Genomic DNA, 25,086 nt, shown 5'->3' with positions numbered 1-25,086 from the left:
TAGCCTCTTTTTTTAAGGAGCCTGACATGACAAAGCAGCCCGAAGACTGGCTCGACGACGTTCCCGGTGATGACATCGAAGACGAAGACGATGAAATTATCTGGGTCAGTAAAAGTGAAATTAAACGCGATGCCGAGGAATTAAAACGCCTGGGCGCGGAACTGGTGGATCTGGGGAAAAACGCGCTGGATAAGATCCCGCTGGACGCCGATCTGCGCGACGCCATTGAACTGGCCCAGCGTATCAAAATGGAAGGACGCCGCCGCCAGTTGCAGCTTATCGGAAAAATGCTGCGCCAACGCGACGTTGAACCTATTCGCCAGGCGCTGGACAAGCTGAAAAACCGCCATAATCAGCAGGTGGTGCTGTTTCACAAGCTTGAGCATCTGCGCGATCGTCTGATCGTCGAAGGCGATGACGCGGTAGCCGAAGTACTGACCCTGTGGCCGCACGCCGATCGTCAACAGCTTCGTTCATTGATCCGCAATGCGAAGAAAGAGAAAGAAGGCAACAAACCGCCGAAATCAGCGCGTCAGATTTTCCAGTATCTGCGCGAGCTGGCGGAAAACGAAGGGTAATTTTACACGTTGATAGCGTCTGCCGGATGGCGGCGCTGGCGCCTTATCCGGCCTACGGGAATGTACGTATTGTAGGCCCGGTAAGCGCAGCGCCACCGGGCATTTTTTACTCCACAACCAGTGCTTTTTTCGCCAGCCCATCCAGCAATTTCTGATGGATGCCGCCGAAACCGCCGTTGCTCATCACCAGGATGTGATCGCCAGGCTGTGCGGTTTTCACCACCATGTCCGCCAGCGTATCGACATCTCCACTCCAGTGAGCAGGCTGTACGCAGGCTTCGGCGACTTCCGCCACTTGCCACGGAATATGCGGCGGCTGCAGCAGGAACACTTCATCCGCACGCCCTAACGACGGCGCCAGGTCATCCTTGCATAACCCCATCTTCATCGTGTTAGAACGCGGCTCCAGCACTGCGATAATGCGCGCGGTGCCGCCCACTTTACCGCGCAACGCCGCCAGCGTGGCCAGAATTGCCGTCGGATGGTGAGCAAAATCGTCATACACCGTCACGCCGTTCGCTTCACCGCGTAGCTCCAGACGGCGGCGGGCGTTAATAAATGACCCCAGCGCACTGGCCGCTTCTGCGGGCGCGACGCCCACGTGGCGCGCGGCGGCAATCGCCATCAGCCCGTTGTGCATGTTATGTTCGCCGACCAGGCCCCATTTCACATCGCCGACTTTTTCGCCGTCCAGCCACACTTCCCACTCGGAAGCATCCGTAGTCAGCTTCTTCGCCTGCCAGTGTCCCTGCTCGCCCACCAGCTCCTGCTCGCTCCAGCAGCCCAGCGCCATGGTCTGTTTCAGGTTGATGTCGTTTTCCGGCCAGATGATGCGCCCCTGCCCCGGCACGATGCGCACCAGATGGTGGAACTGCTTCTGGATCGCTTTCAGATCGTCGAAGATGTCGGCATGATCAAACTCAAGGTTGTTGAGGATCAGCGTCCGCGGGCAGTAATGCACAAATTTAGAACGTTTATCAAAGAATGCGCAGTCGTACTCATCCGCTTCGATAACAAAGAACGGGCTCTCGCCCAGGCGCGCGGAAACCTCAAAGTTGCCCGGTACGCCGCCGATCACGAAGCCCGGTTTGTACCCGCACGCTTCCAGTATCCAGGTCGCCATGCCTGCGGTCGTGGTTTTGCCGTGGGTACCGGCGACCGCCAGTACCCAGCGGTCGCGCAACACAAAGTCGTGCAGCCACTGTGGACCAGACATAAAGGGAATGTTTTTTTCCAGCACCGCTTCCACGCACGGATTCCCGCGCGTCATCGCATTGCCGATAATCACCAGATCCGGCTGCGGATCGAGCTGGCTGGCGTCATAACCCTGGATCAGATCAATGCCTTGCTTCTCAAGTAAGGTACTCATCGGCGGATACACATTGGCGTCCGAACCCGTTACTTCATGACCAAGCGAGCGAGCCAGCATCGCCAGCCCCCCCATGAAAGTGCCACAAATTCCCAAAATATGAATGCGCATACGTCACTATCCTTTTTTTATCTGCGAGCCATTTTACGCACATGTCTGGCAAGTGAGAAACGCATTTCAGGTAAATCTGTACTTTGCTGGCGCGATTCACCTGAGCGCATCATCTGAAATGTTTGTTAAGATTGTTACGGTCGCTTTACTCCAATCAATTGCAGGGAAAGTGTTATGAAAACGTTAGGTGAATTTATTGTCGAAAAGCAGCACGAGTTCTCTCAGGCTACCGGTGAGCTCACTGCTTTGCTGTCGGCAATAAAATTGGGCGCCAAGATCATCCACCGCGATATCAACAAGGCCGGTCTGGTCGATATCCTGGGTGCCAGCGGTGCTGAGAACGTACAGGGCGAGGTTCAGCAGAAACTCGATCTGTTCGCGAACGAGAAACTGAAAGCTGCACTAAAAGCGCGCGATATTGTAGCGGGCATCGCATCGGAAGAAGAGGACGAAATTGTCGTCTTTGAAGGCTGCGAACACGCGAAATATGTGGTGCTGATGGACCCTCTGGATGGCTCTTCTAACATCGACGTTAACGTCTCTGTCGGTACGATTTTCTCGATTTATCGCCGCGTGACGCCCGTCGGCACGCCGGTCACCGAAGAAGATTTCCTGCAACCCGGCAACAAACAGGTCGCTGCGGGATATGTCGTGTATGGCTCGTCCACCATGCTGGTTTACACCACCGGCTGCGGCGTACACGCTTTCACCTACGATCCGTCGTTAGGCGTGTTCTGTCTGTGCCAGGAACGTATGCGTTTCCCGGAAAAGGGTAAAACCTACTCCATTAACGAAGGCAACTACATTAAATTCCCGAATGGCGTGAAGAAGTACATCAAATTCTGCCAGGAAGAGGATAGTTCAACAAGTCGCCCTTATACCTCACGTTACATTGGCTCTCTGGTGGCCGATTTCCACCGCAACCTGCTGAAAGGCGGCATCTATCTCTACCCCAGCACCGCCAGCCACCCGCAGGGAAAACTACGTCTGCTGTATGAATGCAACCCGATGGCGTTCCTCGCGGAACAGGCCGGCGGCAAAGCAAGCGATGGTAAAGAACGTATTCTGGATATCATTCCGGAAAGCCTTCACCAGCGCCGCTCGTTCTTCGTCGGCAACCGCCATATGGTTGACGATGTGGAACGCTTTATCCGCGAATACCCGGACGCGTAATCTTTACCACCATGCGGAATAACGCATGAAGCCGCCATTGGGCAATAACATGTTCGATGGCGGCGTTGCCTTATCAGGCCCGTGATTTTTCCGGTTCTTAACCTTTGTCGTTTATGCTCCGCAACGACGCGCCAGATGAGGCGGAAACGAAAACAAGCGAAGACTTTCGGCGTGAGTTGGCTATAATACTCGCCACTTGTTTGTCATAAATTCAAAGGAAACAGACATGAGCTTACTCAACGTCCCGGCGGGTAAAGAACTGCCGGAAGATATCTACGTCGTTATCGAGATCCCGGCTAACGCAGATCCGATCAAATACGAAGTTGACAAAGAGAGCGGCGCGCTGTTCGTTGACCGCTTCATGTCCACCGCGATGTTCTATCCGTGCAACTACGGTTACATCAACCATACCCTGTCTCTGGACGGCGACCCGGTAGACGTTCTGGTCCCGACGCCGTACCCACTGCAGCCAGGCGCCGTAATCCGTTGCCGTCCGGTTGGCGTACTGAAAATGACCGACGAATCCGGTGAAGATGCGAAACTGGTTGCCGTACCGCACACCAAACTGAGCAAAGAGTACGATCACATTAAAGATGTGAACGATCTGCCGGAACTGCTGAAAGCGCAGATCACTCATTTCTTCGAGCATTATAAAGATCTCGAAAAAGGCAAATGGGTGAAAGTTGACGGTTGGGACAACGCCGAAGCGGCTAAAGCGGAAATCGTTGCCTCCTTCGAGCGCGCAGCGAAGAAATAAGTTCGCTTTTACATAATCGTCAAGATAAAGGCTCTCATAGTAATGAGGGCCTTTTTATTGGCTAATGAATAGAGCACAATTTTTATCATTATTAGTTTAACATTCACGGAATGAATAATACTTTACCTTATTTTTTATTAAAAAGGGTTGAATACGCTCACGGTTTCTCTAAAAAGCTTAAGATAATAATTGTTTTGTGAATGCCCGCAGACTCCTCTGGACTTACGCCCTAAATATTAGCAAGCGTTAAATTCTTATTTAGTGCATAAGCCCGATTACCTTTTTAATAAGGTATCCTAAGCTTTCCATACCAATAACCGTATTTTTAATCCAACATAATATCCGCTCAAAACACACTTTTTAATATATTTTTAAGGGCTGCCATAATTATTTACTATTTTAAGAGATTATGATGAAAAATGATATATTAATTACCGGTGGACATATCATCGATCCCGCTCGTAATATTAATGAGATTAACAATTTACGCATCATTAACGATATTATCGTTGATGCCGATAAATATCCTGTAACTTCGGAGACCCGGATTATCCATGCCGACGGTATGATCGTCACTCCCGGTCTTATCGATTATCACGCGCATGTTTTTTATGACGCGACGGAAGGCGGCGTCAGGCCTGATATGTACATGCCGCCGAATGGCGTTACCACCGTCGTGGATGCAGGTTCTGCCGGTACGGCAAACTTTGATGCCTTCTACCGAACGGTGATTTGCGCCAGCAAAGTTCGAATCAAAGCGTTTCTGACCGTGTCGCCGCCGGGCCAAACCTGGTCACAAGAAAATTATGATCCTGACAATATTGATGAAAATAAGATCCACGCGCTGTTTCGTCAGTATCGCAACGTTCTTCAGGGATTAAAACTCAAGGTTCAGACTGAGGACATTGCTGAATATGGCTTAAAACCGCTGACTGAATCCCTTCGTATTGCCAACGATTTAAGGTGCCCCGTGGCAATACACTCGACCCATCCCGTCGTTCCCATGAAAGAACTTGTCTCCTTGCTACGCCGCGGCGATATTATCGCTCATGCGTTTCACGGCAAAGGTAGCACCATTCTTACTGATGAAGGCGCTGTCTTAGCCGAAGTCCGTCAGGCAAGGGAAAGAGGCGTTATATTTGATGCCGCCAATGGTCGCAGCCATTTTTCAATGAACACGGCACGCCGGGCCATCGCCAATGGCTTTCTTCCGGATATCATCAGTAGCGATCTCTCAACCATCACTAAACTCGCCTGGCCTGTTTACGCCTTACCATGGATTTTATCGAAATACTTAGCACTCGGCGTCGCGCTTACCGATGTCATTAACGCCTGTACCCATACCCCAGCAGTTTTATTGGGCATGGCAGCAGAAATTGGTACGCTGGCCCCTGGGGCATTTGCCGATATCGCCATCTTTAAATTAAAAAACAGGCATGTTGAATTTGCCGATATTCATGGTGAAACGCTCACGGGGACGCATGTGCTGGTACCACAAATGACCATAAAATCCGGTGAGATATTATTTCGTCAAATTGATTTTGGCGCGCGGCCAAACGGAGTTGAAAAATGACCTCAATGCAAAAATGGCTACGGATCGGCGCGACATTAATGTTCGGCCTTTTTGTTGCTTATCTTGACCGTTCTAATCTTTCCGTTACGTTACCTACGATTACACACGACCTGAATATTGATGGCGCAACGGCCAGCATTGTATTAACCATATTTCTTATTGGCTATGCCTTTTCAAATATTTTTGGCGGCGTATTTACCCAGCGATACGATCCGAAAAAAATAGTCATTCTGATGGTGCTAATCTGGTCGATTGCGACCGTTTTTGTCGGATTTACCTCGTCAGTGTACGTTATTTTGATTTGTCGGCTGGTGCTTGGCATTACCGAAGGCATTTATTGGCCGCAGCAGTCCCGCTTCGCCAGCGACTGGTTTTCAGACAAAGAACGGACGCAGGCGAACAGTATTATCCAGTATTATGGACAGTTCCTGGCATTAGGCCTGGGATTTATGATTTTGTCCCCGCTGGATGCTGCCTTCGGTTGGCGAAATGTTTTTATTATCACTGGTGTGATCGGCATTGTTGTTGTGGTTCCACTTTATATAACAATGCTGAAAAAACAGGAAGAAGCGCCTTATTATCGTGCGCCGGCGCCAACAGAGAAAACTAAACTTACCCTGGAATCGCTGGGCGGAACCCCCTTCCTACTTCTTATTTTTACCTACATCACTCAAGGGATGTTGTTCTGGGGAATTACGTTATGGATCCCCATGGTTGTCAATTCTCTCGGCTATACCGGATTCAGTAAAGCATTGGTCAGTTCTCTGCCTTATCTGACTGCGGTTATACTGGCAATCCCTATCTCATGGATCAGTGATAAGACACAAAAGCGTGTACTTATTGCTTCACTGGGCCTACTAATCCCCGGCGTGATGTTATTTCTCCTGCCATTTGTCGATGCGCCGGGCTTTAAAATCACGCTCATTACCCTGGCGATGGGCTATTACGCCGCCAGCTTTACCCCCAATATCTGGTCGATTATCCAGTCGAACGTTAAACCCCATGCGATTGGCCCAGCCTCCGGTATTATTAATGGCATCGGCGCCGGCGGCGGCGGTACGCTGGCAGGCCTAATGGTCGGCTATTTTTACCGGACAACCGGCAGCTATATGCAGGGATTTATGGTTCTCGGATGCATTGTTATCCTGGGCGGCGCGTCATTATTGATTTACGGCAGAATAAGAGCTCACCATGCCCGGCGTTAACGCCATCAGCCAGAATGTAAAAAACAACGCCACCCGAGGGTGGCGTGTTCAGTTCAGGGCTGGTTTCTGTCTAACCAGTCACCGCTTTCAATCAGAGTTAACCCATCAACAGGACGTTGATATACATACATCCATGCGCTGCCGTAAGGCGTCTGGATTAACTGGCGTGCGTATTCACCGCCCCTGGTGCGCAAAGCATCAAGTTCGGCCAGCGTGGCGTTATCAATTCGATAAACTTCACCGTATACCGCTCCGTTTCCCGGAACTGCGCCTGGATAGTGGCCCAGACTATACAACTGGTAGTTATCGATACGGTAATCGCCAAGCAATTGGGCATTGGTCATCCAGTGACTGTTGCCTTGTTTCTGTCGTAAACTGCCATAGACAAATATTCGCATTGCTAAAACTCAAACTGATAGAGCAAATCAAGTGCCTGATCTACGCCAGACACTGCTTCCAGATATAGCTTAGGCATCAGGCGATAACGTAACGTGAGCGTCGCCAGAGAGTCAAATATCCCTACACCATACTTCACCTGTAGACCCGGCAGTACATAGCCGCTGACCACAACCTGGGACGAATCGCCCACCCCTTGCGTGTCCAGCGCCAGATTACTTACACCGAATGTCTCTCCGATTTTACCCACAACCTGACCACTTTGCGCAACCCCCAGACCAATAAGCATGGAGGTCATTGCTGCGCTATCACTCTGATTGCTGTCCAACCCCTGCCCACGCAGCAGATAAGAAAGCGCTTCAGCCTGCGGCATCGCCGGATCGGAGAAGATTTCCGCTTTGGGTTCATCAGCAGTGCCTGTGACGCGCACGCCCGCAATGACATCGTCTTCGGTGGCGTCAGGGTTACGGATCGCTTCGATATTGAGCAGCGGCTGATCCGGCGGGCCGGAGAACAGCAGCTCGCCTTTACGGACAAGCAGGTCCTGGCCGTAGGCGCGGAATCGGCCGTCAGGAATATTGATTTGACCATTCAACCCCAGCCCCTGCTTATCCTGCGCGACTTTCAAATCGCCGGTCAAACGCGCTTTAAGCCCGAAGGCGTCGATACGCACGTTGTTGCCGACGTGGACCGTCAGATTACTGTTGATGGGAATAGACGCTGTCTGCGGCGTTTCTGGTTGCAGGTCATTGTTGAGCATAACCACATCGCTGGAGACGCCAACCGCACTCTCTGGCAGGTCGTGCACCACAATTCGCGCCCACGGAACGTCCACACGCCCATCCAACGTGAACAGCGAAGGCGTCGCGTCAAAGACCACATCCGGCGAGACATCCAGGCGCACCATCGGCGGAACGGTAATCCGCACCCGGCTGCCTTTCGCCGTCACCCGCGCGCGCCAGTTGTCAATCTGACTCCAGTCGGCGTTGCCGTTCAGGTTAATTTGCCCTTGTTGTGTTCGCACGATACCGGCGAGCGTCGAACGCGTCCCGCTAAAGTTCATGGTGAGCTGGCTCGGCTGCATCTCAAACGGCATAAAATTACCGTCAATATCCAGCGCGCTAAGCTGCAACTGACCAAACAACTGCGGGCTTTGTACATCGCCGCCCAGACGTAGCCTGGCGTTTAACATTCCCGCCGCTTTTTCGCCGCGCGAAAAGACAGGGTTGACCATCGCCAGATTGAGATTGCGCATGTTGACGTTACCGCCGAGATTGCGCCGCCCCTGAGGATCGGTTACCTGCACCTGGCCATCGAATTGACCATTGTTCGTCAGGCGAATCAGCCATCCCAGCTCGGCGCGATTATTGTGCAGATCGGCGCTGAGGTTCAGCGTCTCAAACGCGACCGGTAATGGCGCGTCATTGACGGTCTGCGTGACCTTCACATTACGACCGGAAAGCGTGACCTTCCCCTGCGGCAATCCCTCCTGGGTGGTGTCCCACGACACGTCCGCTTTCCCGCTAAAGATCCCGCTGGCCTGAGTGGTATCAGGCATAAATGGCTTCAGCATCGCCAGATCAAAGCGGTTGAGATTGACCACCGCCCGTCCTGCGGCGCCCGCATCAATGGTTTGCGGGATGCACAGCTCGGCGTTCGGGTTCAGCCAACAATGCGGCCCGATACTAATTTTCTGTTCTTTATTACGGTAGTCCAGCGCAATCGCGCGGGTCAACGACCATGGCCCCACTGGCGTCTGGAAACGGGTGTCGCTTAACGTCCCTTTCCAGCGCGCCGCCTCGCGATCAAAACTGCCTGTCAGGGAGAGTTGACCGGATACCGGTTCTCCCTGAACACGGAGCTGTAGCTGATGCTGCTTCTCGCTGCCTTTGGCGTCAAGCGTCACCAGATTGATGTTAACGTCGGGCTGCGAAATCCGCTCTACGCGAACGTTGAGATGGCCCGCTATCTGATCGGTGGATTTAATATCGCCCTCGATGCGCGCCTGGGCGACAGAAAGCTCCTGCCAGCGCAAGCCGCGGGCGGTGATATCCGCCAACAGCTGCGGCGCTTCTACCGTACCGCGGACTTTAACAATTCCTTTTGCCATGCCCCCCAGCCCTGGCAGCGCATTATCCAGCCCTGGCGCATCGATGGCGGCGTCAAGATTCAGCTCCTTAACACCAAGCTCGCCTTTTATATCGGCGCTGTTTGGGCCCAGCGCAAGGTGCAGCCCCGGGATCGTCCACTGCATGTAGCTGTTGCCCTTTAGCGTCCCGTTGACGTTAACGCTGTTCTGCTTCACATTGCCGGTCAGCTTGAGCTCCGGAACATCCATCTGCCAGGTGCCGCCGTAGAGGCTGCCTTTGGTTTTCATGACGCCGTTAAGCTTCGCGGGCCAGTCCGGGATCTCTTTAGCGGTATTGATGCCATTCAGCGTCAGTTCGCCACGCCAGCTAATCGCCTGCTGCCAGTCCACCAGCGCTTTCAGTTCGGTTTTTCCCTCCAGAGCGGCGATGGTAAGTTTATCGAGATTAATCTGCCGCTCATTCCCTTTGGCATCCAGCGTGATGGTCGCCGGCGGAATATCTTGTCCTTTCACGGTGGTTCGCATCGACAACGTATAGTCGGTCATCTTACCGCTCAGTTTGAGCTTCAGATCGTCAGCCTGAAACTGGGTATCACCCGTCAATGGCCAGGCAATGCGTTGGCTGACGACTTCAAGATTGAGCGGTAAACCGGCCTCCGCCAGCCGCGTCTGGGCGCGAAGCGCGACATCCATCGGCCCGGAAAGGTTCACCCCGACCTCCAGTTGTTCGCGTAACGCGCCGCCGACCTTGAGTTTTATCTTTTCACCCTTTAGCGGATCGATATTCAGCGTACTGTTGAGCGTAATATCAACCGGCCAGTTATTGGCGAGCTGCGCCGTACCGGAGGCTTTCACCGTGCCCTGGTTGGCGTCGATATCCAGAGTATCCAGCTTCATATTACCGTCGATACTGCTGACTTTAAGCAGCATCGTGCGCACCGTCAGATCGGTATCGCCGGTGATGCGTAGCTGCTCGCCGCGAAATGACTCGATATTCAGATTGAGCGGCAGGTGAACATCGGTCATCTCCGGCATTACTGGTTTTGCAAACAGATCTTTTAGCGTTTCGCCAAGCGGCTTTTCATCCGGTTGAGGTTTCTCGATTTTGGGTTCAACCACCTCTTCCTGCGCCACGTCAGCGACCTTCGGCAGCGCGATCAGCAATCCCTGAAGCCGCGTCGGTTTCAGGGTCAGGTTTTTCTCCTGCCATGCCAGCCCGGAGGTAAAATCCAGCACCGAAACGGTAGTGTCATCAATCTTGATATTGATGTTATTCAACGCCACGCGCGACAGCGTGATGGGCCAGGGCGTGGAGAGGTTCAGCGGTCCGCTTTCTTCCTCTTCTTGCGCCGGTTCGGAAGGCGGCATTTTTTTGCTGTCGATAGCGACATTAATGTCTTTTAGCGCCAGATCATTGACGCACAGGCTACTGCGCCACAGGCAATCAAGCCCGACGGCCAGATGAATTTCGCCCGCATTTACCGCAACGCCCGGCTGCTCATAGCGGATATTTTTTAACGATAAGTCCCGCCAGCCGCCGGTGACCTGCCCAATCTCCAGCCCCGGCACCCAGCGGTTCGCCGCACTGAATACCAGATGCAGCCCCGTCGTCGTCCCGACCAGAAACGCAACGCTCGCCAGTAACACCACAATGAAAATCAACACGCCGAGGCTTATTTTCTTCCATAAACTCATAATTCAGGCCCCAGACCGATATAAAACTGTAAACCGTGTTCGTCTTTGTCGCCGACCGGTACGGCAAAATCGAGTTTGATAGGCCCAACCGGCGACGCCCAGCGCACGCCGACCCCGGTCCCGGTTTTGAAATCGCTACGGCGAATATCACTCACCGCCTCGCCGCTATCGACAAACACTGCCCCCCACCATTTGCCGGTGACGTTATACTGGTACTCCAGCGATCCGGTTGCCAGTTTTGAGGCGCCTTTAAGATTGCCGTCGCTATCTTTAGGCGAAATAGATTTGTATTTATAGCCGCGAATACTGCGGTCGCCCCCGGCGAAGAAACGTAAATCCGGCGGAACTTTGTCGAAATCACCGGTTTCTATCCAGCCCAAATTGGCGCGCATCACAAAACGGTGGCGATCGTACAAAGTCCGAATCCAGACGTTTTGCGCCTGCAGCACGGAGAAATCCACGTCGGAGCCCCAGGCCGTATTCGAATAGTCTACCGAGTAGCGCTGCGAATCGCCCCAGGTTGGCATCAGCCCCCCTCGCGAGCGGGTTCGACTGATCATCACGCCCGGGTAGAACAGCATGGTGGTGTTGGTGACGTTCCCCTGGGTAAAGTGGTCGAAACTCCAGCGCAGGTTAATCGCCCGCTGCCAACCGCTGGAAAGGTCCCAGTAACGCGACACGGCAAGCGTGGTCGAGTCCTGCTCCGTATCATTCAAATCGGTACGTTTAAAACCGCCCTGGACCAGATAGTATTGCTCCAGCGGGTTTTTCAGCAGCGGCATTTTATAACTAAAATCCAGCACCTGTTCCGGCGCAGAAATACTGGTGCTGGTGGTCAGGCTATGACCGTAAGAGTTCATCCACGGTTTTTTCCACGACGCTTTCACGCGCGGCCCGACGTCGGTGGAGTACCCCACCCCGGTTTCAATCGTGTTTTCGGTTCGCGGCGATACCACGCCTTTTAACGGCAGAATTTTTGTTTTACGCGATTTCTCAAATTCCGGCGCCACCACGACAGAATTAAACCATCCGGTAGCGGAAAGTCGGCGGTTTAGTTCCGCCAAATCTTTCGATTCGTACTCATCACCCTCTTTAAACGGCAACAGATTTTGTAAATATTCATCACGAATCTGCGAACCTTCGAAGGTGACAGGCCCGAAGCGATAGCGCTCACCGCTATCATAATCAATATCCCAAAACGCCTGATGACGGCCCAGAGCAATTCCCAACTGACTTTTAATGAATTCGCTGTCGAAATAGCCTTTGCGTAGCGACACGCTGGTTAACGACTTTTTAAAATTGTCATAGTCCCCCTGGTTGAGCACCGTGCCGATTGCCGGACGCGTTTTCAGTAAGGCCAGATAATCTTTGTCCGTACGCGCGCCGCCGCGTAAAATGACTTCTGTACCGCCAATCAACACCGGCTGGCCGGGCGTAACCCTGGCGATTAATACCTGCCGTCCTTTCGCAGGCGGTGGAAGCAAGTCGAATTTGATAGTGGGTTCGTAATAGCCTAACGCTTTAAGCCCTTCGCGAATCGCATCATCAACTCGGGCGCGAAAGCGCCGATCCGGCGTCACCTCATCGCTCTGAATCGTAGAGAGCTGTGCGCGAACGTTTTTTTCCAGCTCTCCGGATAGCCCTTCGACTTTCAGACGAACATTTGCGGCTACCGCAGAACTGCTCAGGCACAGTAAGCTAACCCAACATAACTGACGGATATGTGGCACATTTTCTCCTGAATATCCCCTATTCCCACCCCTGGAAAAAATCACACTACCGCTCCGCGGCTTAACATAAAATCAACAATTTCGATTGAAAAGCAGACGACTGCCCAAATATTTCTTATGGTTAAATCCAGATACATTAATGTTGTTATTGTGTGCAAAGATGCGTCTCGTTACAACCTTAACGCCAATTAACGCTTTCGGGAGAATAGCTCATGAGTTTATTTGATAAAAAACATCTGGTTACTCAAGCAGATGCGTTACCAGGACGCAACACCCCGATGCCGATCGCCACTCTGCATGCGGTAAATGAACACTCTATGACCAATGTCCCTGCCGGGATGGAGATCGCCTACTTCGCTATGGGCTGTTTCTGGGGCGTAGAACGTTTATTCTGGCAATTGCCCGGCGTATATAGCACCGCGGCAGGGTATGCAGGCGGTTACACGCCTAATCCAACCTACCGGGAAGTCTGCTCCGGGCAGACCGGCCATGCCGAAGCGGTACGGATAGTGTACGATCCTGCCGTTATCAGTTATGAGCAGCTTTTACAGACCTTCTGGGAAAATCACGATCCGACGCAGGGGATGCAACAGGGTAACGATCACGGTACGCAATACCGTTCTGCGATTTATCCCTTAACGCCGGAACAGAATGCCGCCGCTCACGCCAGTCGCGAGCGCTTTCAGTCGGCAATGACCGCCGCCGGAGACCATCGCCCTATTACCACGGAAATCGCCCATGCGACGCCGTTTTACTACGCCGAGGATGAACACCAACAGTATCTGCACAAAAATCCATACGGTTACTGCGGGATTGGCGGGATCGGCGTTTGCCTGCCGCCTGACGCGTGACGACGCAGGCGTAGGGGGAACTTGTCGGAGTTGAAAATGAACCCTCTGGCGACTTTACAGTAGCTTACGCTATACTAGCCCTGAACTTATCGGCTCACTGCTACGAGCCGGTTTTCATTAAACGTTACCACACGGATTTATAAACTTCCCTTCCGAGGATCTGGCGTTTCGCCGGATAAGATATGTTAAACAGTATATTCATTATATTCTGCCTGATCGCTGTAAGTGCGTTCTTCTCCATCTCCGAGATCTCGCTTGCCGCATCACGTAAGATTAAACTTAAGTTATTAGCTGATGAAGGCAGTATCAACGCACAACGCGTATTGAAAATGCAGGAAAATCCCGGCATGTTTTTCACCGTTGTGCAAATTGGCCTGAACGCCGTCGCTATTCTTGGCGGTATCGTCGGCGATGCGGCATTTTCGCCCGCCTTTTCCGCCCTCTTCTCGCACTATATGTCGCCAGAACTCTCCGAGCAGCTGAGCTTTATTCTCTCTTTCTCGCTGGTGACGGGGCTGTTTATCCTGTTCGCGGATTTAACCCCGAAACGCATCGGTATGATTGCGCCAGAAGCTGTGGCTTTGCGTATCATCAACCCGATGCGCTTCTGCCTGTTCGTTTTTCGCCCGCTGGTGTGGCTGTTTAACGGCATGGCAAACAACATCTTCCGCCTGTTCAAAATTCCAATGGTGCGGAAAGACGACATTACTTCTGATGATATTTACGCAGTGGTGGAAGCCGGCGCGCTGGCGGGCGTCTTGCGCAAGCAAGAGCACGAACTAATTGAAAATGTGTTTGAACTTGAATCTCGCACCGTACCGTCTTCTATGACGTCGCGCGAAAGTATCATCTGGTTTGATCTGCACGAAGACGAACAAAGCCTGAAGAAAAAGGTCGCCGAACATCCGCACTCAAAATTTTTGGTGTGTAATGAAGATATCGACCACATCATCGGCTATGTAGACTCCAAAGATCTGCTGAATCGCGTGCTGGCTAACCAAAGTATGGCGCTGAATAGCGGGGTGCAAATTCGCAATACCTTGATTGTGCCGGATACGCTGACCCTTTCTGAGGCGCTGGAAAGTTTCAAAACGGCGGGCGAAGATTTCGCGGTCATTATGAATGAATACGCGCTGGTCGTCGGTATCATTACGCTGAACGATGTGATGACCACGCTAATGGGTGACCTGGTCGGCCAGGGACTGGAAGAGCAAATTGTGGCGCGCGATGAAAATTCCTGGCTGGTTGACGGCGGCACGCCGATTGACGACGTGATGCGCGTGCTGGATATCGATGAGTTTCCGCAATCCGGCAACTATGAAACCATTGGCGGCTTTATGATGTTTATGCTGCGCAAGATCCCAAAACGCACTGATTCGGTGAAGTTTTCCGGCTACAAATTTGAAGTGGTGGATATCGACAACTACCGTATCGATCAGTTGCTGGTGACGCGCCTCGACAATAAAAGCAACGTACCGGCGCCGAAACTGCCCGATGCGCAAGGTAAAGAAGACAGCGCGGCCTGAAATCCGTTTGCCAGAAACATCAACGGCTCCTGATTCAGGAGCCGTTTTTTTTACTTTTTTAACCTACTGCATAGCACTTTTGGTTACGCCATCTCAGTTTGCAGACGCATAACCTGACGGTTAACTTCAGACATCACAGACAAGTGCTGCTTGTCTCTCACTTTTGGGATAAGAATCTTACCCTTATCGAACTCAAAAGCGCCAACATCCTTGATATATAACCGTCCACGGAACAGGATCTTCACGTACTTCGCCACCTGTAGCGGGTTGTAGCGTTGGAAAATTTTCATTGTTGTCTCCTGCAGAGTATTACGCCCTTGCGGTGCCACAATCGGCCCAACAGTTTTAAGGCGCAAATTTTAATGCCATATGACTATAGACCATATCTACGTCGTTTCCAGTGTGCATAAGTATATTTACCTTTTGATTACAGTTATTCAGAATTATCTAAACATCAGCTCATTTTTCTCAGTATATGCCTTCATTTTTCACAGGAAGTGTGCGCCCGCCCGCAAACTGGCATCCCCTTTGCGGGAAAAAGCATCAATCGCACATATGATTAACTGTCGGCCCAAAGTGGTCGGATCACCTGCAAAAAAATAAAGAAGGAATGACCATGACCCTACGTAAAATTCTGGCGATGTCGTGTCTGCTACTCCCCATAATGGCTTGTGCGCATAACCTTGAAGATAACCAACGGGTGCCGCCGGTAGGCATTGCCGATCGTGGCGAACTGACGTTGAATAAAGATGAGTTTAGTTATAAAAACTGGAATAGCGCGCAGCTGGCGGGAAAAGTGCGCGTCCTGCTGCACATTGCGGGTCGAACGTCAGCGAAGGAAAAAAACGCCACGCTGATTGAAGCGATTAAATCAGCCAAGCTCCCGCATGACAGATACCAGACGACCACAATTGTGAACACCGATGATGCGATCCCAGGCTCCGGTATGTTCGTGCGTAGCAGTATAGAAAGTAATAAAAAGCTCTACCCGTGGTCGCAATTTATTGTCGACAGCAATGGCGTGGCGCGTAACGCCTGGCAATTAAAAGAAGAGGGGTCCGCCGTCATCGTGCTTGACAAAGACGGTCGGGTTCAATGGGTGAAAGATGGCGCGTTAACCCAGCAAGAGGTACAGCAGGTGGTCGACCTGCTGCATAAGCTCCTCAGTAAATAGTCACCCGGAAGCCGGGGTTAAGGAACGATTCACGAGGGGTATAGTCCAGCGTTTTTCCCTGCCAGTCGTGAACGTGCGCCCCGGCTGCAACGGCAATGGCATGACCTGCGCCAGTGTCCCAGACGCTGGTCGGCCCAAATCTGGGGTAAAGCTGCGCCTGGCCTTCCGCCACAAGACAGAATTTCAGCGAGGAACCAATAGAGGTGGTCTGATGTTCGCCAAGCTGTTGGAGATATTCGGTGAGTTCATCATCCGTATGCGAACGGCTAATCACCACCAGCGGCGGGCGGGCATCCCGCACCTGAATCTGCTTACGCACCCCGCACTCCTCTTTCCAGGCCTTACCTTCCGCCGCGTAGTACATCACTTTCAGCACCGGCGCATAGACAACGCCCAACACCGGCTTGCCCTGCTCAATCAGCGCAATATTGACCGTGAATTCGCCATTGCGCTTGATGAACTCTTTGGTGCCGTCGAGCGGATCGACCAGCCAGTAGCGCTGCCAGTGCTGGCGCACTTCCCAGGCGGGCGGATCTTCTTCTGAAAGCACCGGAATATCCGGCGTGAGCGTGCGTAACCCTTCGAGAATCACGGTATGTGCGGCGATATCCGCCGCAGTGACTGGAGAATCGTCCTGCTTGCGGGCGTACTCCATCGGTTTGGCTCCATCATAAACCTGCATAATGGCATCGCCCGCGTTCCGTGCAAGCTGGCATACTTGTTCTAACATTCTCCACCTCTTTATGACAGGGGCGTTAACTCGTTGTTTTACTTATACCCGATCGTTAAGGGTTCCGCCAACTGTGATACCGTCTGCGGTTTTGATAATACCTTTCATGGCATGATTCACCCTTCTGTGAACACTCGCAAAAAATCGGCCGGATGGGGCAGTTTCGCCTTCTTCTGGCGACGGTCGGAACGATATCGGGTTTCACTGTTTATCATCGCTATTTTTCACTATCCGGCTTTTCTATTGCGTTCTTAAAAGGTGCCTCTGATGATTAAGTTTAGTGCAACGCTTCTGGCTACGCTGATCGCCGCCAGCGTGAATGCGGCCACCGTCGATCTCCGTATCATGGAAACTACTGATTTACATAGCAACATGATGGATTTCGATTATTACAAGGATACCGCAACCGAAAAATTCGGATTGGTACGTACCGCAAGTTTGATTCATGCCGCCCGAAATGAAGTCAAAAACAGCGTGCTGGTGGATAACGGCGACCTGATTCAGGGGAGCCCTCTGGGCGATTATATGGCGGCAAAAGGGCTCAAAGACGGTGATGTTCACCCGGTCTATAAAGCGCTCAACACTCTGGATTACGCGGTTGGAAACCTCGGCAACCATGAGTTTAATTATGGTCTGGACTATCTGCATAACGCGCTGGCCGGCGCGAAATTCCCTTATGTTAACGCCAATATTATCGACGTTAAAACCCAAAAGCCGCTCTTTACGCCTTATCTGATTAAAGAGACGAGCGTTATTGATAAAGACGGCCACCCGCAAACTCTGAAAATCGGCTATATCGGCTTTGTTCCGCCGCAAATCATGATTTGGGATAAAGCGAATCTGAGCGGCAAAGTTACCGTCAATGACATTACGGAAACCGCCCGGAAATATGTGCCCGAAATGCGCGAGAAAGGCGCTGATATCGTGGTAGTCATTGCTCACTCAGGCCTTTCTGCCGATCCGTACCACAGCATGGCGGAAAACTCGGTTTATTACCTCAGCGAAGTTCCCGGCGTCGACGCGATTATGTTTGGCCACGCCCATGCTGTCTTCCCCGGTAAAGATTTTGCCGACATCAAAGGCGCGGATATCGCCAAAGGTACGCTTAACGGCATTCCTGCGGTAATGCCAGGCATGTGGGGCGACCATCTGGGAGTGGTCGATCTGGTGCTCAATAACGACAGCGGCAAATGGCAGGTTACGCAGGCGAAAGCGGAAGCGCGGCCTATTTACGACGCCGCCGCTAAAAAGTCGCTGGCGGCGGAAGACAGTAAGCTGGTCGGTATTCTGAAAGCCGATCACGACGCCACCCGCGGGTTTGTCAGCAAGCCCATCGGTAAATCCGCCGATAATATGTACAGTTATCTTGCTCTGGTGCAGGACGATCCTACCGTACAGGTGGTGAATAATGCGCAAAAAGCGTATGTGGAACACTTTATTCAGGGCGATCCGGATCTGGCGAAACTGCCGGTGCTCTCCGCCGCCGCGCCGTTTAAAGTTGGCGGGCGTAAGAACGATCCTGCCAGTTTTGTCGAAGTGGAAAAAGGCCAGTTGACCTTCCGTAACGCCGCGGATCTTTATCTCTATCCGAATACGCTGGTGGTGGTGAAAGCCAGCGGCAAGGAGGTAAAAGAGTGGCTGGAATGTTCTGCCGGACAATTTAATCAGATTGATATTCACAGCAACAAACCGCAATCGTTGATCAATTGGGATGGCTTTCGCACCTATAATTTCGATGTCATTGACGGCGTGAATTATCAAATCGATGTGTCACAGCCCGCCCGCTATGATGGCGAATGCCAGATGGTGAATCAGCAGGCGGAACGTATTAAAAACCTGACCTTTAACGGTAAGCCTGTCGACCCGAACGCTACGTTCCTGGTCGCCACGAATAACTATCGCGCTTACGGCGGCAAGTTTGCCGGCACGGGCGACAGCCATATCGCCTTTGCGTCTCCGGATGAAAATCGCGCCGTGCTGGCGGCATGGATTGGCGCAGAGTCAAAACGCGCGGGCGAAATCCATCCGGCGGCGGATAATAACTGGCGTCTGGCGCCAATCCACAGCGATACGGCGCTGGATATCCGCTTTGAAACATCGCCAGGCGATAAAGCCGCTGCCTTCATTAAAGCGAAAGGGCAGTATCCGATGAAGAAGGTTGCCGTCGATGATATTGGTTTTGCCATTTATCAGGTGGATTTAAGCAAGTAACGTGTGTCCCGTATGGCGCTGCGTTTATTCGGCCTGACTGGCAGGCCGAATAAAGCGCTAGCCGTCATCTGATAAACGGTCCCGCTGCGCCAATACCTGGGGCAAATTCAGTTCTATCCAGTCCGCCAGCGCGGCGACTTTATCACTCACCTGCTCGCCAAGCGGCGTCAGGCTGTACTCCACATGCGGCGGAACAACTGGATATGACACCCGGTTGAGAAATCCGTCCTGTTCAAGCGCCTGTAACGACTGCGCCAGCATCTTTTCACTCACGCCTCCCATCTTGCGGCGCAGGTCGCTAAAACGGTGTGTACCGTCGCGTAACGCGACCAGAATCAGTACGCCCCAGCGACTGGTGACATGTTTTAACACCTCACGGGACGGGCACCGTTCAGCAAAGAGATTGCCTTCACGCAACTGCCGGGAAAGAGTATGAGCGCGCATTGATACTTACCTTTTTGTACGTACTTACTAAAAGTAAGTTTAGGTGGTAGCGTAATAAAACACAAGACCAACACTGAGGAGTTCACCATGATTGCTATCACTGGCGCAACAGGCCAACTGGGCCAACACGTTATTGAAAACCTGCTAAAAACGACGCCCGCCGGTCACCTCATCGCGATCGTCCGTAACCCGAAAAAAGCCGCCCCGCTCAGTCAGCGCGGGATTGCCGTTCGCCAGGCGGATTACGCTAACGAAGCCGCGCTGACCACCGCCTTACAGGGCGTTGATAAACTGCTGCTTATATCATCCAGCGAAGTGGGACAACGCACCGCGCAGCACCGCAACGTTATTCAGGCCGCCATTGCCGCGAAGGTGAAATTCATCGCCTATACCAGCCTGCTACATGCGGATAAATCGCCGCTGGCACTCGCCGATGAACATATTGAAACGGAAAAGATGCTGGCTGAGTCAGGTATTCCTCACACGCTATTACGTAACGGCTGGTATACGGAAAACTACCTGGCGAGCGTCCCTGCCGCGCTGAAACATGGCGTCTTTATTGGCGCGGCGGGAGAAGGGAAAATCGCCTCCGCAATGCGCGCTGACTATGCCGCCGCCGCCGCGCGCGTCATCCGTGAAGAGGGTCACGCCGGGAATGTCTACGAGCTGGCGGGTGATGGCGCCTGGACATTAAGCCAGTTGGCGGATGAACTTACTCATCAGAGCGGAAAAAAAATCGTCTACCAGAACCTGAGCGAAGTCGATTTTGCCGCCGCGCTGAAAGGCGCAGGCCTGCCTGACGGACTGGCGGATATGTTGGCCAATTCTGACGCTGGCGCGGCGAAAGGCGGCCTGTTTGATGACAGCCATACGCTGCGTAAACTCATCGGTCGCCCGACGACGACGCTCACAGAAAGCCTTCGCTCCGTACTGTAAGTGTTAAAATTTAGTTAATTTATGTGGCATCCTCATAGACCTTCTCTGATAATGACGGAACGGTTTATGAGGAGAATCTGATGATTAGCGGCGTGCTATACGCCCTGCTGGCAGGGCTAATGTGGGGATTGATTTTCGTCGGCCCGTTAATCGTGCCAGATTACCCGGCCCTCTTACAGTCAATGGGACGCTATCTGGCGCTGGGGCTGATTGCCCTGCCGATTGCCTGGTTAGGCCGCACGCGGTTACGCCAGTTGACGCGCAAAGACTGGTCCACCGCCCTGTCGCTGACTTTGATGGGCAATGTAATCTATTACGCCTGCCTCGCCAGCGCTATTCAGCGAACCGGCGCGCCGGTGTCGACGATGATCATCGGGACATTGCCGGTCGTCATTCCACTTTTCGCTAACGTTCTCTATAGCCAACGAGACGGCAGATTATCCTGGCGGCGTTTAGCGCCCGCGCTGGCGCTTATCGGTTTTGGCCTGCTGTGCGTCAATATTGCTGAACTTAGTCAGGGATTATCCGATGTTAGCGGCTGGCGCTATGGTTCAGGCATTGTGCTGGCGCTGATTTCCGTAGCGTGCTGGGCATGGTATGCGCTGCGCAACGCCCGCTGGCTGCGGGAAAATCCCGACAAACATCCCATGATGTGGGCAACGGCGCAGGCGCTGGTTACGCTGCCGGTCTCGTTAATCGGCTATGCGGCGGTCTGTCTGTGGCTGAGTATCCAGAAACCGTTGTTTACCCTGCCCTTTGGCCCGCATCCCGCGCTGTTTATCGGTCTGATGATCGCCATCGCAGTGCTGTGTTCCTGGGTGGGCGCGCTGTGCTGGAATATCGCCAGCCAAAAATTGCCAACCGTTATTTTAGGGCCGCTGATTGTTTTTGAGACGTTGGCGGGACTGCTCTATACCTTCATTCTGCGCCAGGAAATCCCGCCATTCCTGACGTTAAGCGGCATTGCGCTCCTGGTGGCGGGCGTGGTCATTGCCGTGAGAGCGAAACCGGAAAAAGCGACCGTCGTTCCGGTCACGGAACGCTAATTTCATACTCGCTTAAATTATACGCACCCCGAAAGAGTTATAGCCTCGCCTTAAAGATGTATTTAAAATACAACTTATATTATTGCAAATGAGGTAACGGCTATGGCTTATCGCGATCAACCTTTAGGCGAACTGGCGCTCTCTATTCCCCGCGCATCGGCGCTGTTTCGCCAGTACGATATGGATTACTGCTGCGGTGGAAAACAGACGCTGGCACGCGCCGCCGCGCGTCACGACGTCGATATTGACATCATTGAAGCGCAACTGGCGCAATTGGCTGAACAGCCCATCGAAAAAGACTGGCGCGCCGTTCCGCTGGCGGACATTATTGACCATATCGTTGTGCGCTATCATGATCGACACCGCGAACAACTGCCGGAGCTTATCCTGCAGGCAACCAAAGTGGAACGCGTTCACGCGGATAAGCCAAACGTCCCACGCGGCCTGACAAAATATCTCACCGCGCTGCATGAAGAGCTTTCCAGCCATATGATGAAAGAAGAACAGATCCTGTTCCCCATGATCAAACAGGGTATGGGTCGCCAGGCAACGGGCCCGATAAGCGTAATGGAAAGCGAGCATGACGAGGCGGGAGAGCTGGTAGACGTCATCAAACACGTCACCCAAAATGTAACGCCGCCGCCAGAAGCCTGCACCACCTGGAAAGCGATGTATAACGGCATTAATGAGATGATTGATGATCTGATGGAGCACATCAGCCTGGAGAATAACGTGCTGTTCCCACGCGCGCTGGCCGGGGAATAATCCACCGCCAATAAACGATCCTGAACGTATAGACAGGATCGTTTATTCTGAATCGACTAACGCTTTTTAGCGAGAGGTGAATGCATTATTAATAACCTCATATTTCCCCTCCTCAGTGACCAGATAATAACCGCTCTTGTCGATATGCGCAGTATCCAGCGTCCGCGTTACGTTACGCCGTTGCCCGCTATCCACCAGCGTATCACCGAAGAAATAGAGATAACGATCGTCATGAGCAAAAACATCAGAAAATGAACCATCGGGATTTTTAAACCACACCAATGGTCCAATAGGGTCGATAATCTGCACGCCCCCATCGCCGATAAAATAGATCTGTTTACCCACCAAATTAGCGCCAGCTTTCAGCTGTACCTGCGGATCAGGCAAGCGGGTGATGGTTAATACCCTGTCGACCGGAGAGACATACTTCACCTGGTACAATAGATCTTTGTACTGTGCTACCGTCCAATTGTAATGAATGGGATGGAAATATTCTGGATCAACATTGGGAATAGTCGCTATTCGGCAGTCATCGCCTCGGCGCGATGCCTCTCGCGTCATCCATGTCACCTTATCCCGCTGTACATTAAACGTATTGAGACAGTCTTTGCCGAAGTAATAGCGTTTTACGCCTGCTTTGTCGCGATAGAGTAACTGCACGCCAGCGACCCAGCGCACAACATGAAAAGAGTTCGGATCGGCATCAATTGCCACACCATTAATAAAAACCTGCGTGGCGGTACGTAGAATAGTGTCCCACGGGCCAGGATTAGATGTAGTATCGCAGCTGGTCGGCGAAAACAGAATATTACGCTGCTCCCAGGATTTAACGCCCAGGATGGAATATCCCTGCGCACTAGCCAGCCAGCGTCCCTGAAAGTAGAGGTTGCGCCTGTCTTTAAGCACATCGCCGGAGTCGTTTAATTTGATGTTGCCGCCGACCTGCTGCAACGAATCTATATCGACCCTTTTTTCACCATGATTATCATCTGTGCGCTCGCCGTCGAAGTAAAGACTATCTTTATCAGCGGCAAAGCGTCCATACGCCCGAAAAGTCGCTGCATCCACTGGCGGCTTACCCGGTGGATTTTGTACGATTTTCCCAGCCCATAAAATATGCTGGCCGTCGGTTAGCCAATAAAACTGCCAGAAATCATTTTTTATTAGCGATGAAAAAGCGGCGACATGAACAAAATCATTACTCATTTTTCCACGGTCATTATATTCATTAACAATGCGGTCAGGAACGTGCCGTAGTTGACTAAATTTTACCTCTCGAATTTCAATATCTTTAAAATTAATACCATAATCATAATCTTCTTCAACTACATATTTCGTTCCCTGCCCCCACGGCTGATAGTGAAACAAAGCATATGGAATGCCGGAACAGGCCAGAGCTAACACTGGTGCCAGCATTAATAAAATCGATAAACAGAACTGTTTTATTCTCAACATTGCGCCATCCTGCGCTAGTGGTAATCAGAGGGAAGCAAAGAGATAACGTCAGTGGGCGCTGGTGATACCGTCGTCCACTCTGTTAATATCGGGTTATAGCGCTGCCATTGATCACGTGAGATCTGGCGATATAATTGCCCATCCGCGGACAAAGCCAGATGGTAGTAATTATAGGTAACTCTATCTATTTTCAGCGCCGGAAGTTTTTCCTGCGACGTAAAAATGCGCAGTACCCCCTCGCCCAACGCATTCGTGCTCACCTGATAAATACGATCCTTATACCAACCGGTGTTCCCGTTCAGACGAAAAAAATACTCCGGATCGACACCCGGCAGGGTTTCCACTTTACAACTGCTCCCGGCGTTGGTTGCCTCATGTTTCAGCCATGTCACCTCACGCAGGCCAATATTAAAATAGCCGCAGTACCGACTGGAATTATCAATCTCATAGTCATGCTTACCGGTTTTATCACGATAAATTAGTACCTCGCCAGGCATCCAGCGAATGATTTGAAACGTATTAGCATCAGCGGTAATGGGTATGCCGTTCACAATCACCCGTTGCGCCGTCGTCACAATAAACTCCCTTGCCGAAGTGGAATCCAGCCTCAACACGCGAAACCCATCGGCCCGCCCCAGCCAGCGGCCTTCATAATAGAGATTATTTTTATCCCGCAGCAGATTCCAGATTTTCGTCTCTGCCAGAGTCGCCATATCCACACGTTTTTCACCCGCATTGCTATCACGACGTTTACCATCAAAATAGAGACCGTGTTTATCGGCGGCAAAGGCGCCAAAAGACTGAAAGCTGGCAACATCAACGGCAGGCTCATCCCCGGTATTCTGGACGATTTTGCCTGCCCACAGGATAAAGCGCCCATCGCTGAGATAAGCGTGCTGACAAATATGATTGTCGTCGCAGTTATGGCTGTCGGGATTGATTTCTATTAACGGGCGAGGGTCTTGCGGGTGAGATAAATCGGCAATACGCCGTAAATGCGAATAGCTAACGTCAGGCAGTCGGGAGAGAATTTGCGGTTCGTCGTCGGCGGTATAAAAAACGCCGTCCTTATCCTGCTGATACTGAAAATCTGCGAACGCAGGAACAGGCAGCAGCAAAAGCGTAGCGCTTAAAATCCAGCGTCGAATGGTCATAATTACAGTTTGAAATAGGAGATTAATTTGTTACTTAAACCACTTTTTCAACGTATTATCCAGCGCGAGCCGCCATTATAGGAATTCATCAAGGCGGCACTTACCGTCAGCCTGCAAT

Annotated in this window: 21 protein-coding genes; 12 read left to right on the top strand and 9 right to left on the bottom strand. The window is 52.0% G+C overall.

Annotation, left to right across the window (positions count from 1 at the left end):
* Window positions 1-26 precede the first annotated feature (26 nt).
* A complete protein-coding gene (yjgA, locus tag ACLJRS_RS15160; protein ID WP_000166287.1) occupies window positions 27-578 on the top strand; it encodes a ribosome biogenesis factor YjgA in 552 nt (183 codons plus the stop codon).
* 106 nt (window positions 579-684) lie between these two features.
* On the opposite strand, the gene mpl is transcribed toward yjgA, so the two are convergent.
* On the bottom strand, window positions 685-2,058 hold the full coding sequence (gene mpl, locus ACLJRS_RS15155; protein WP_001219830.1) for a UDP-N-acetylmuramate:L-alanyl-gamma-D-glutamyl-meso-diaminopimelate ligase: 1,374 nt from the start codon (window positions 2,056-2,058) through the stop codon (window positions 685-687).
* A 174-nt stretch (window positions 2,059-2,232) separates the two neighbouring features.
* On the opposite strand from mpl, the gene fbp reads away from it, so the two are divergent.
* The 4 genes from fbp (at window position 2,233) to ACLJRS_RS15135 (ending at window position 6,766) form a co-directional block, all read left to right on the top strand.
* Window positions 2,233-3,231 carry a class 1 fructose-bisphosphatase gene (gene fbp / locus ACLJRS_RS15150; RefSeq protein WP_000853764.1) on the top strand — a complete coding sequence of 333 codons (999 nt, stop codon included), beginning with the start codon at window positions 2,233-2,235 and terminating at the stop codon, window positions 3,229-3,231.
* A 226-nt stretch (window positions 3,232-3,457) separates the two neighbouring features.
* Window positions 3,458-3,988 carry an inorganic diphosphatase gene (gene ppa, locus ACLJRS_RS15145; RefSeq protein ID WP_000055079.1) on the top strand — a complete coding sequence of 177 codons (531 nt, stop codon included), beginning with the start codon at window positions 3,458-3,460 and terminating at the stop codon, window positions 3,986-3,988.
* Window positions 3,989-4,397: 409 nt separating this feature from the next.
* Entirely contained in the window at window positions 4,398-5,561 is a 1,164-nt protein-coding gene (locus tag ACLJRS_RS15140; RefSeq protein ID WP_000977207.1) for a metallo-dependent hydrolase, read from the top strand.
* Window positions 5,558-6,766, top strand: a complete 1,209-nt coding sequence (locus tag ACLJRS_RS15135) for an MFS transporter (protein ID WP_000203131.1) — start codon at window positions 5,558-5,560, stop codon at window positions 6,764-6,766. Before ACLJRS_RS15140 ends, ACLJRS_RS15135 begins: the two co-directional genes overlap by 4 nt.
* Before the next feature lie 53 nt (window positions 6,767-6,819).
* Here ACLJRS_RS15135 and ACLJRS_RS15130 read toward each other — a convergent pair whose 3' ends face one another.
* From ACLJRS_RS15130 to tamA, 3 genes are read right to left on the bottom strand one after another with little or no spacing between them, the layout of a single operon-like run.
* Window positions 6,820-7,164 carry a gamma-glutamylcyclotransferase gene (locus ACLJRS_RS15130; protein WP_001219167.1) on the bottom strand — a complete coding sequence of 115 codons (345 nt, stop codon included), beginning with the start codon at window positions 7,162-7,164 and terminating at the stop codon, window positions 6,820-6,822.
* Window positions 7,165-7,166: 2 nt separating this feature from the next.
* Window positions 7,167-10,946, bottom strand: coding sequence for an autotransporter assembly complex protein TamB (tamB, locus tag ACLJRS_RS15125; RefSeq protein ID WP_000060827.1), 3,780 nt, complete (start codon window positions 10,944-10,946; stop codon window positions 7,167-7,169).
* On the bottom strand, window positions 10,943-12,676 hold the full coding sequence (gene tamA / locus ACLJRS_RS15120) for an autotransporter assembly complex protein TamA (protein WP_001120230.1): 1,734 nt from the start codon (window positions 12,674-12,676) through the stop codon (window positions 10,943-10,945). The genes tamB and tamA overlap by 4 nt, the downstream gene beginning before the upstream one ends.
* Window positions 12,677-12,888: 212 nt before the next feature.
* Between tamA and msrA the strand changes: the two genes are divergently transcribed.
* Both msrA and ACLJRS_RS15110 read left to right on the top strand, forming a co-directional pair.
* Window positions 12,889-13,527: a peptide-methionine (S)-S-oxide reductase MsrA gene (gene msrA, locus ACLJRS_RS15115; RefSeq protein ID WP_000051472.1), complete on the top strand. Its 639-nt coding sequence runs from the start codon at window positions 12,889-12,891 to the stop codon at window positions 13,525-13,527.
* A 182-nt stretch (window positions 13,528-13,709) separates the two neighbouring features.
* Window positions 13,710-15,053: a hemolysin family protein gene (locus ACLJRS_RS15110; RefSeq protein ID WP_000934974.1), complete on the top strand. Its 1,344-nt coding sequence runs from the start codon at window positions 13,710-13,712 to the stop codon at window positions 15,051-15,053.
* 83 nt (window positions 15,054-15,136) lie between these two features.
* Here ACLJRS_RS15110 and ACLJRS_RS15105 read toward each other — a convergent pair whose 3' ends face one another.
* Window positions 15,137-15,343 carry a DUF1107 domain-containing protein gene (locus ACLJRS_RS15105; RefSeq protein ID WP_000689229.1) on the bottom strand — a complete coding sequence of 69 codons (207 nt, stop codon included), beginning with the start codon at window positions 15,341-15,343 and terminating at the stop codon, window positions 15,137-15,139.
* Window positions 15,344-15,669: 326 nt separating this feature from the next.
* On the opposite strand from ACLJRS_RS15105, the gene ACLJRS_RS15100 reads away from it, so the two are divergent.
* The gene (locus tag ACLJRS_RS15100; RefSeq protein ID WP_000175301.1) at window positions 15,670-16,227 is read left to right on the top strand and encodes a YtfJ family protein; all 558 of its coding nucleotides are present in this window, start codon (window positions 15,670-15,672) and stop codon (window positions 16,225-16,227) included.
* Here ACLJRS_RS15100 and cysQ read toward each other — a convergent pair.
* Window positions 16,217-16,957: a 3'(2'),5'-bisphosphate nucleotidase CysQ gene (gene cysQ, locus ACLJRS_RS15095; RefSeq protein WP_000893399.1), complete on the bottom strand. Its 741-nt coding sequence runs from the start codon at window positions 16,955-16,957 to the stop codon at window positions 16,217-16,219. The two genes, ACLJRS_RS15100 and cysQ, sit on opposite strands and share 11 nt — an antisense overlap.
* A 267-nt stretch (window positions 16,958-17,224) precedes the next feature.
* Here cysQ and ACLJRS_RS15090 point away from each other — a divergent pair, with 267 nt between their 5' ends.
* Complete coding sequence (locus ACLJRS_RS15090; RefSeq protein WP_000589388.1) at window positions 17,225-19,168, top strand: bifunctional 2',3'-cyclic-nucleotide 2'-phosphodiesterase/3'-nucleotidase; 1,944 nt, start codon at window positions 17,225-17,227, stop codon at window positions 19,166-19,168.
* 57 nt (window positions 19,169-19,225) lie between these two features.
* Here the strand turns inward: ACLJRS_RS15090 and ACLJRS_RS15085 are convergent, their stop codons facing one another.
* Window positions 19,226-19,612, bottom strand: coding sequence for a winged helix-turn-helix transcriptional regulator (locus ACLJRS_RS15085; protein WP_001201300.1), 387 nt, complete (start codon window positions 19,610-19,612; stop codon window positions 19,226-19,228).
* An 87-nt stretch (window positions 19,613-19,699) separates the two neighbouring features.
* Between ACLJRS_RS15085 and ACLJRS_RS15080 the strand changes: the two genes are divergently transcribed.
* The 3 genes from ACLJRS_RS15080 to ytfE all read left to right on the top strand — a co-directional run bounded on the left by ACLJRS_RS15080 (window position 19,700) and on the right by ytfE (window position 22,359).
* Window positions 19,700-20,548: an SDR family oxidoreductase gene (locus tag ACLJRS_RS15080; protein ID WP_000560605.1), complete on the top strand. Its 849-nt coding sequence runs from the start codon at window positions 19,700-19,702 to the stop codon at window positions 20,546-20,548.
* Window positions 20,549-20,628: 80 nt separating this feature from the next.
* On the top strand, window positions 20,629-21,594 hold the full coding sequence (locus ACLJRS_RS15075; RefSeq protein ID WP_000623290.1) for a DMT family transporter: 966 nt from the start codon (window positions 20,629-20,631) through the stop codon (window positions 21,592-21,594).
* 102 nt (window positions 21,595-21,696) lie between these two features.
* A complete protein-coding gene (gene ytfE, locus ACLJRS_RS15070; protein WP_000331471.1) occupies window positions 21,697-22,359 on the top strand; it encodes an iron-sulfur cluster repair protein YtfE in 663 nt (220 codons plus the stop codon).
* 66 nt (window positions 22,360-22,425) lie between these two features.
* Here ytfE and ACLJRS_RS15065 read toward each other — a convergent pair whose 3' ends face one another.
* Both ACLJRS_RS15065 and ACLJRS_RS15060 read right to left on the bottom strand, forming a co-directional pair.
* Window positions 22,426-23,814 carry a hypothetical protein gene (locus ACLJRS_RS15065; protein ID WP_000944337.1) on the bottom strand — a complete coding sequence of 463 codons (1,389 nt, stop codon included), beginning with the start codon at window positions 23,812-23,814 and terminating at the stop codon, window positions 22,426-22,428.
* A gap of 14 nt (window positions 23,815-23,828) precedes the next feature.
* A complete protein-coding gene (locus ACLJRS_RS15060) occupies window positions 23,829-24,968 on the bottom strand; it encodes a DKNYY domain-containing protein (RefSeq protein ID WP_000155543.1) in 1,140 nt (379 codons plus the stop codon).
* Between the last annotated feature and the right edge of the window lie 118 nt (window positions 24,969-25,086).

Origin of the sequence: Salmonella sp. SAL00670, from assembly GCF_046552235.1 — a bacterium.
Taxonomy (GTDB): Bacteria; Pseudomonadota; Gammaproteobacteria; order Enterobacterales; family Enterobacteriaceae; genus Salmonella; species Salmonella enterica.
The sequence above is the reverse complement of the archived record's forward strand: the minus strand, read 5'-3'. Positions and strand labels throughout refer to the sequence as shown.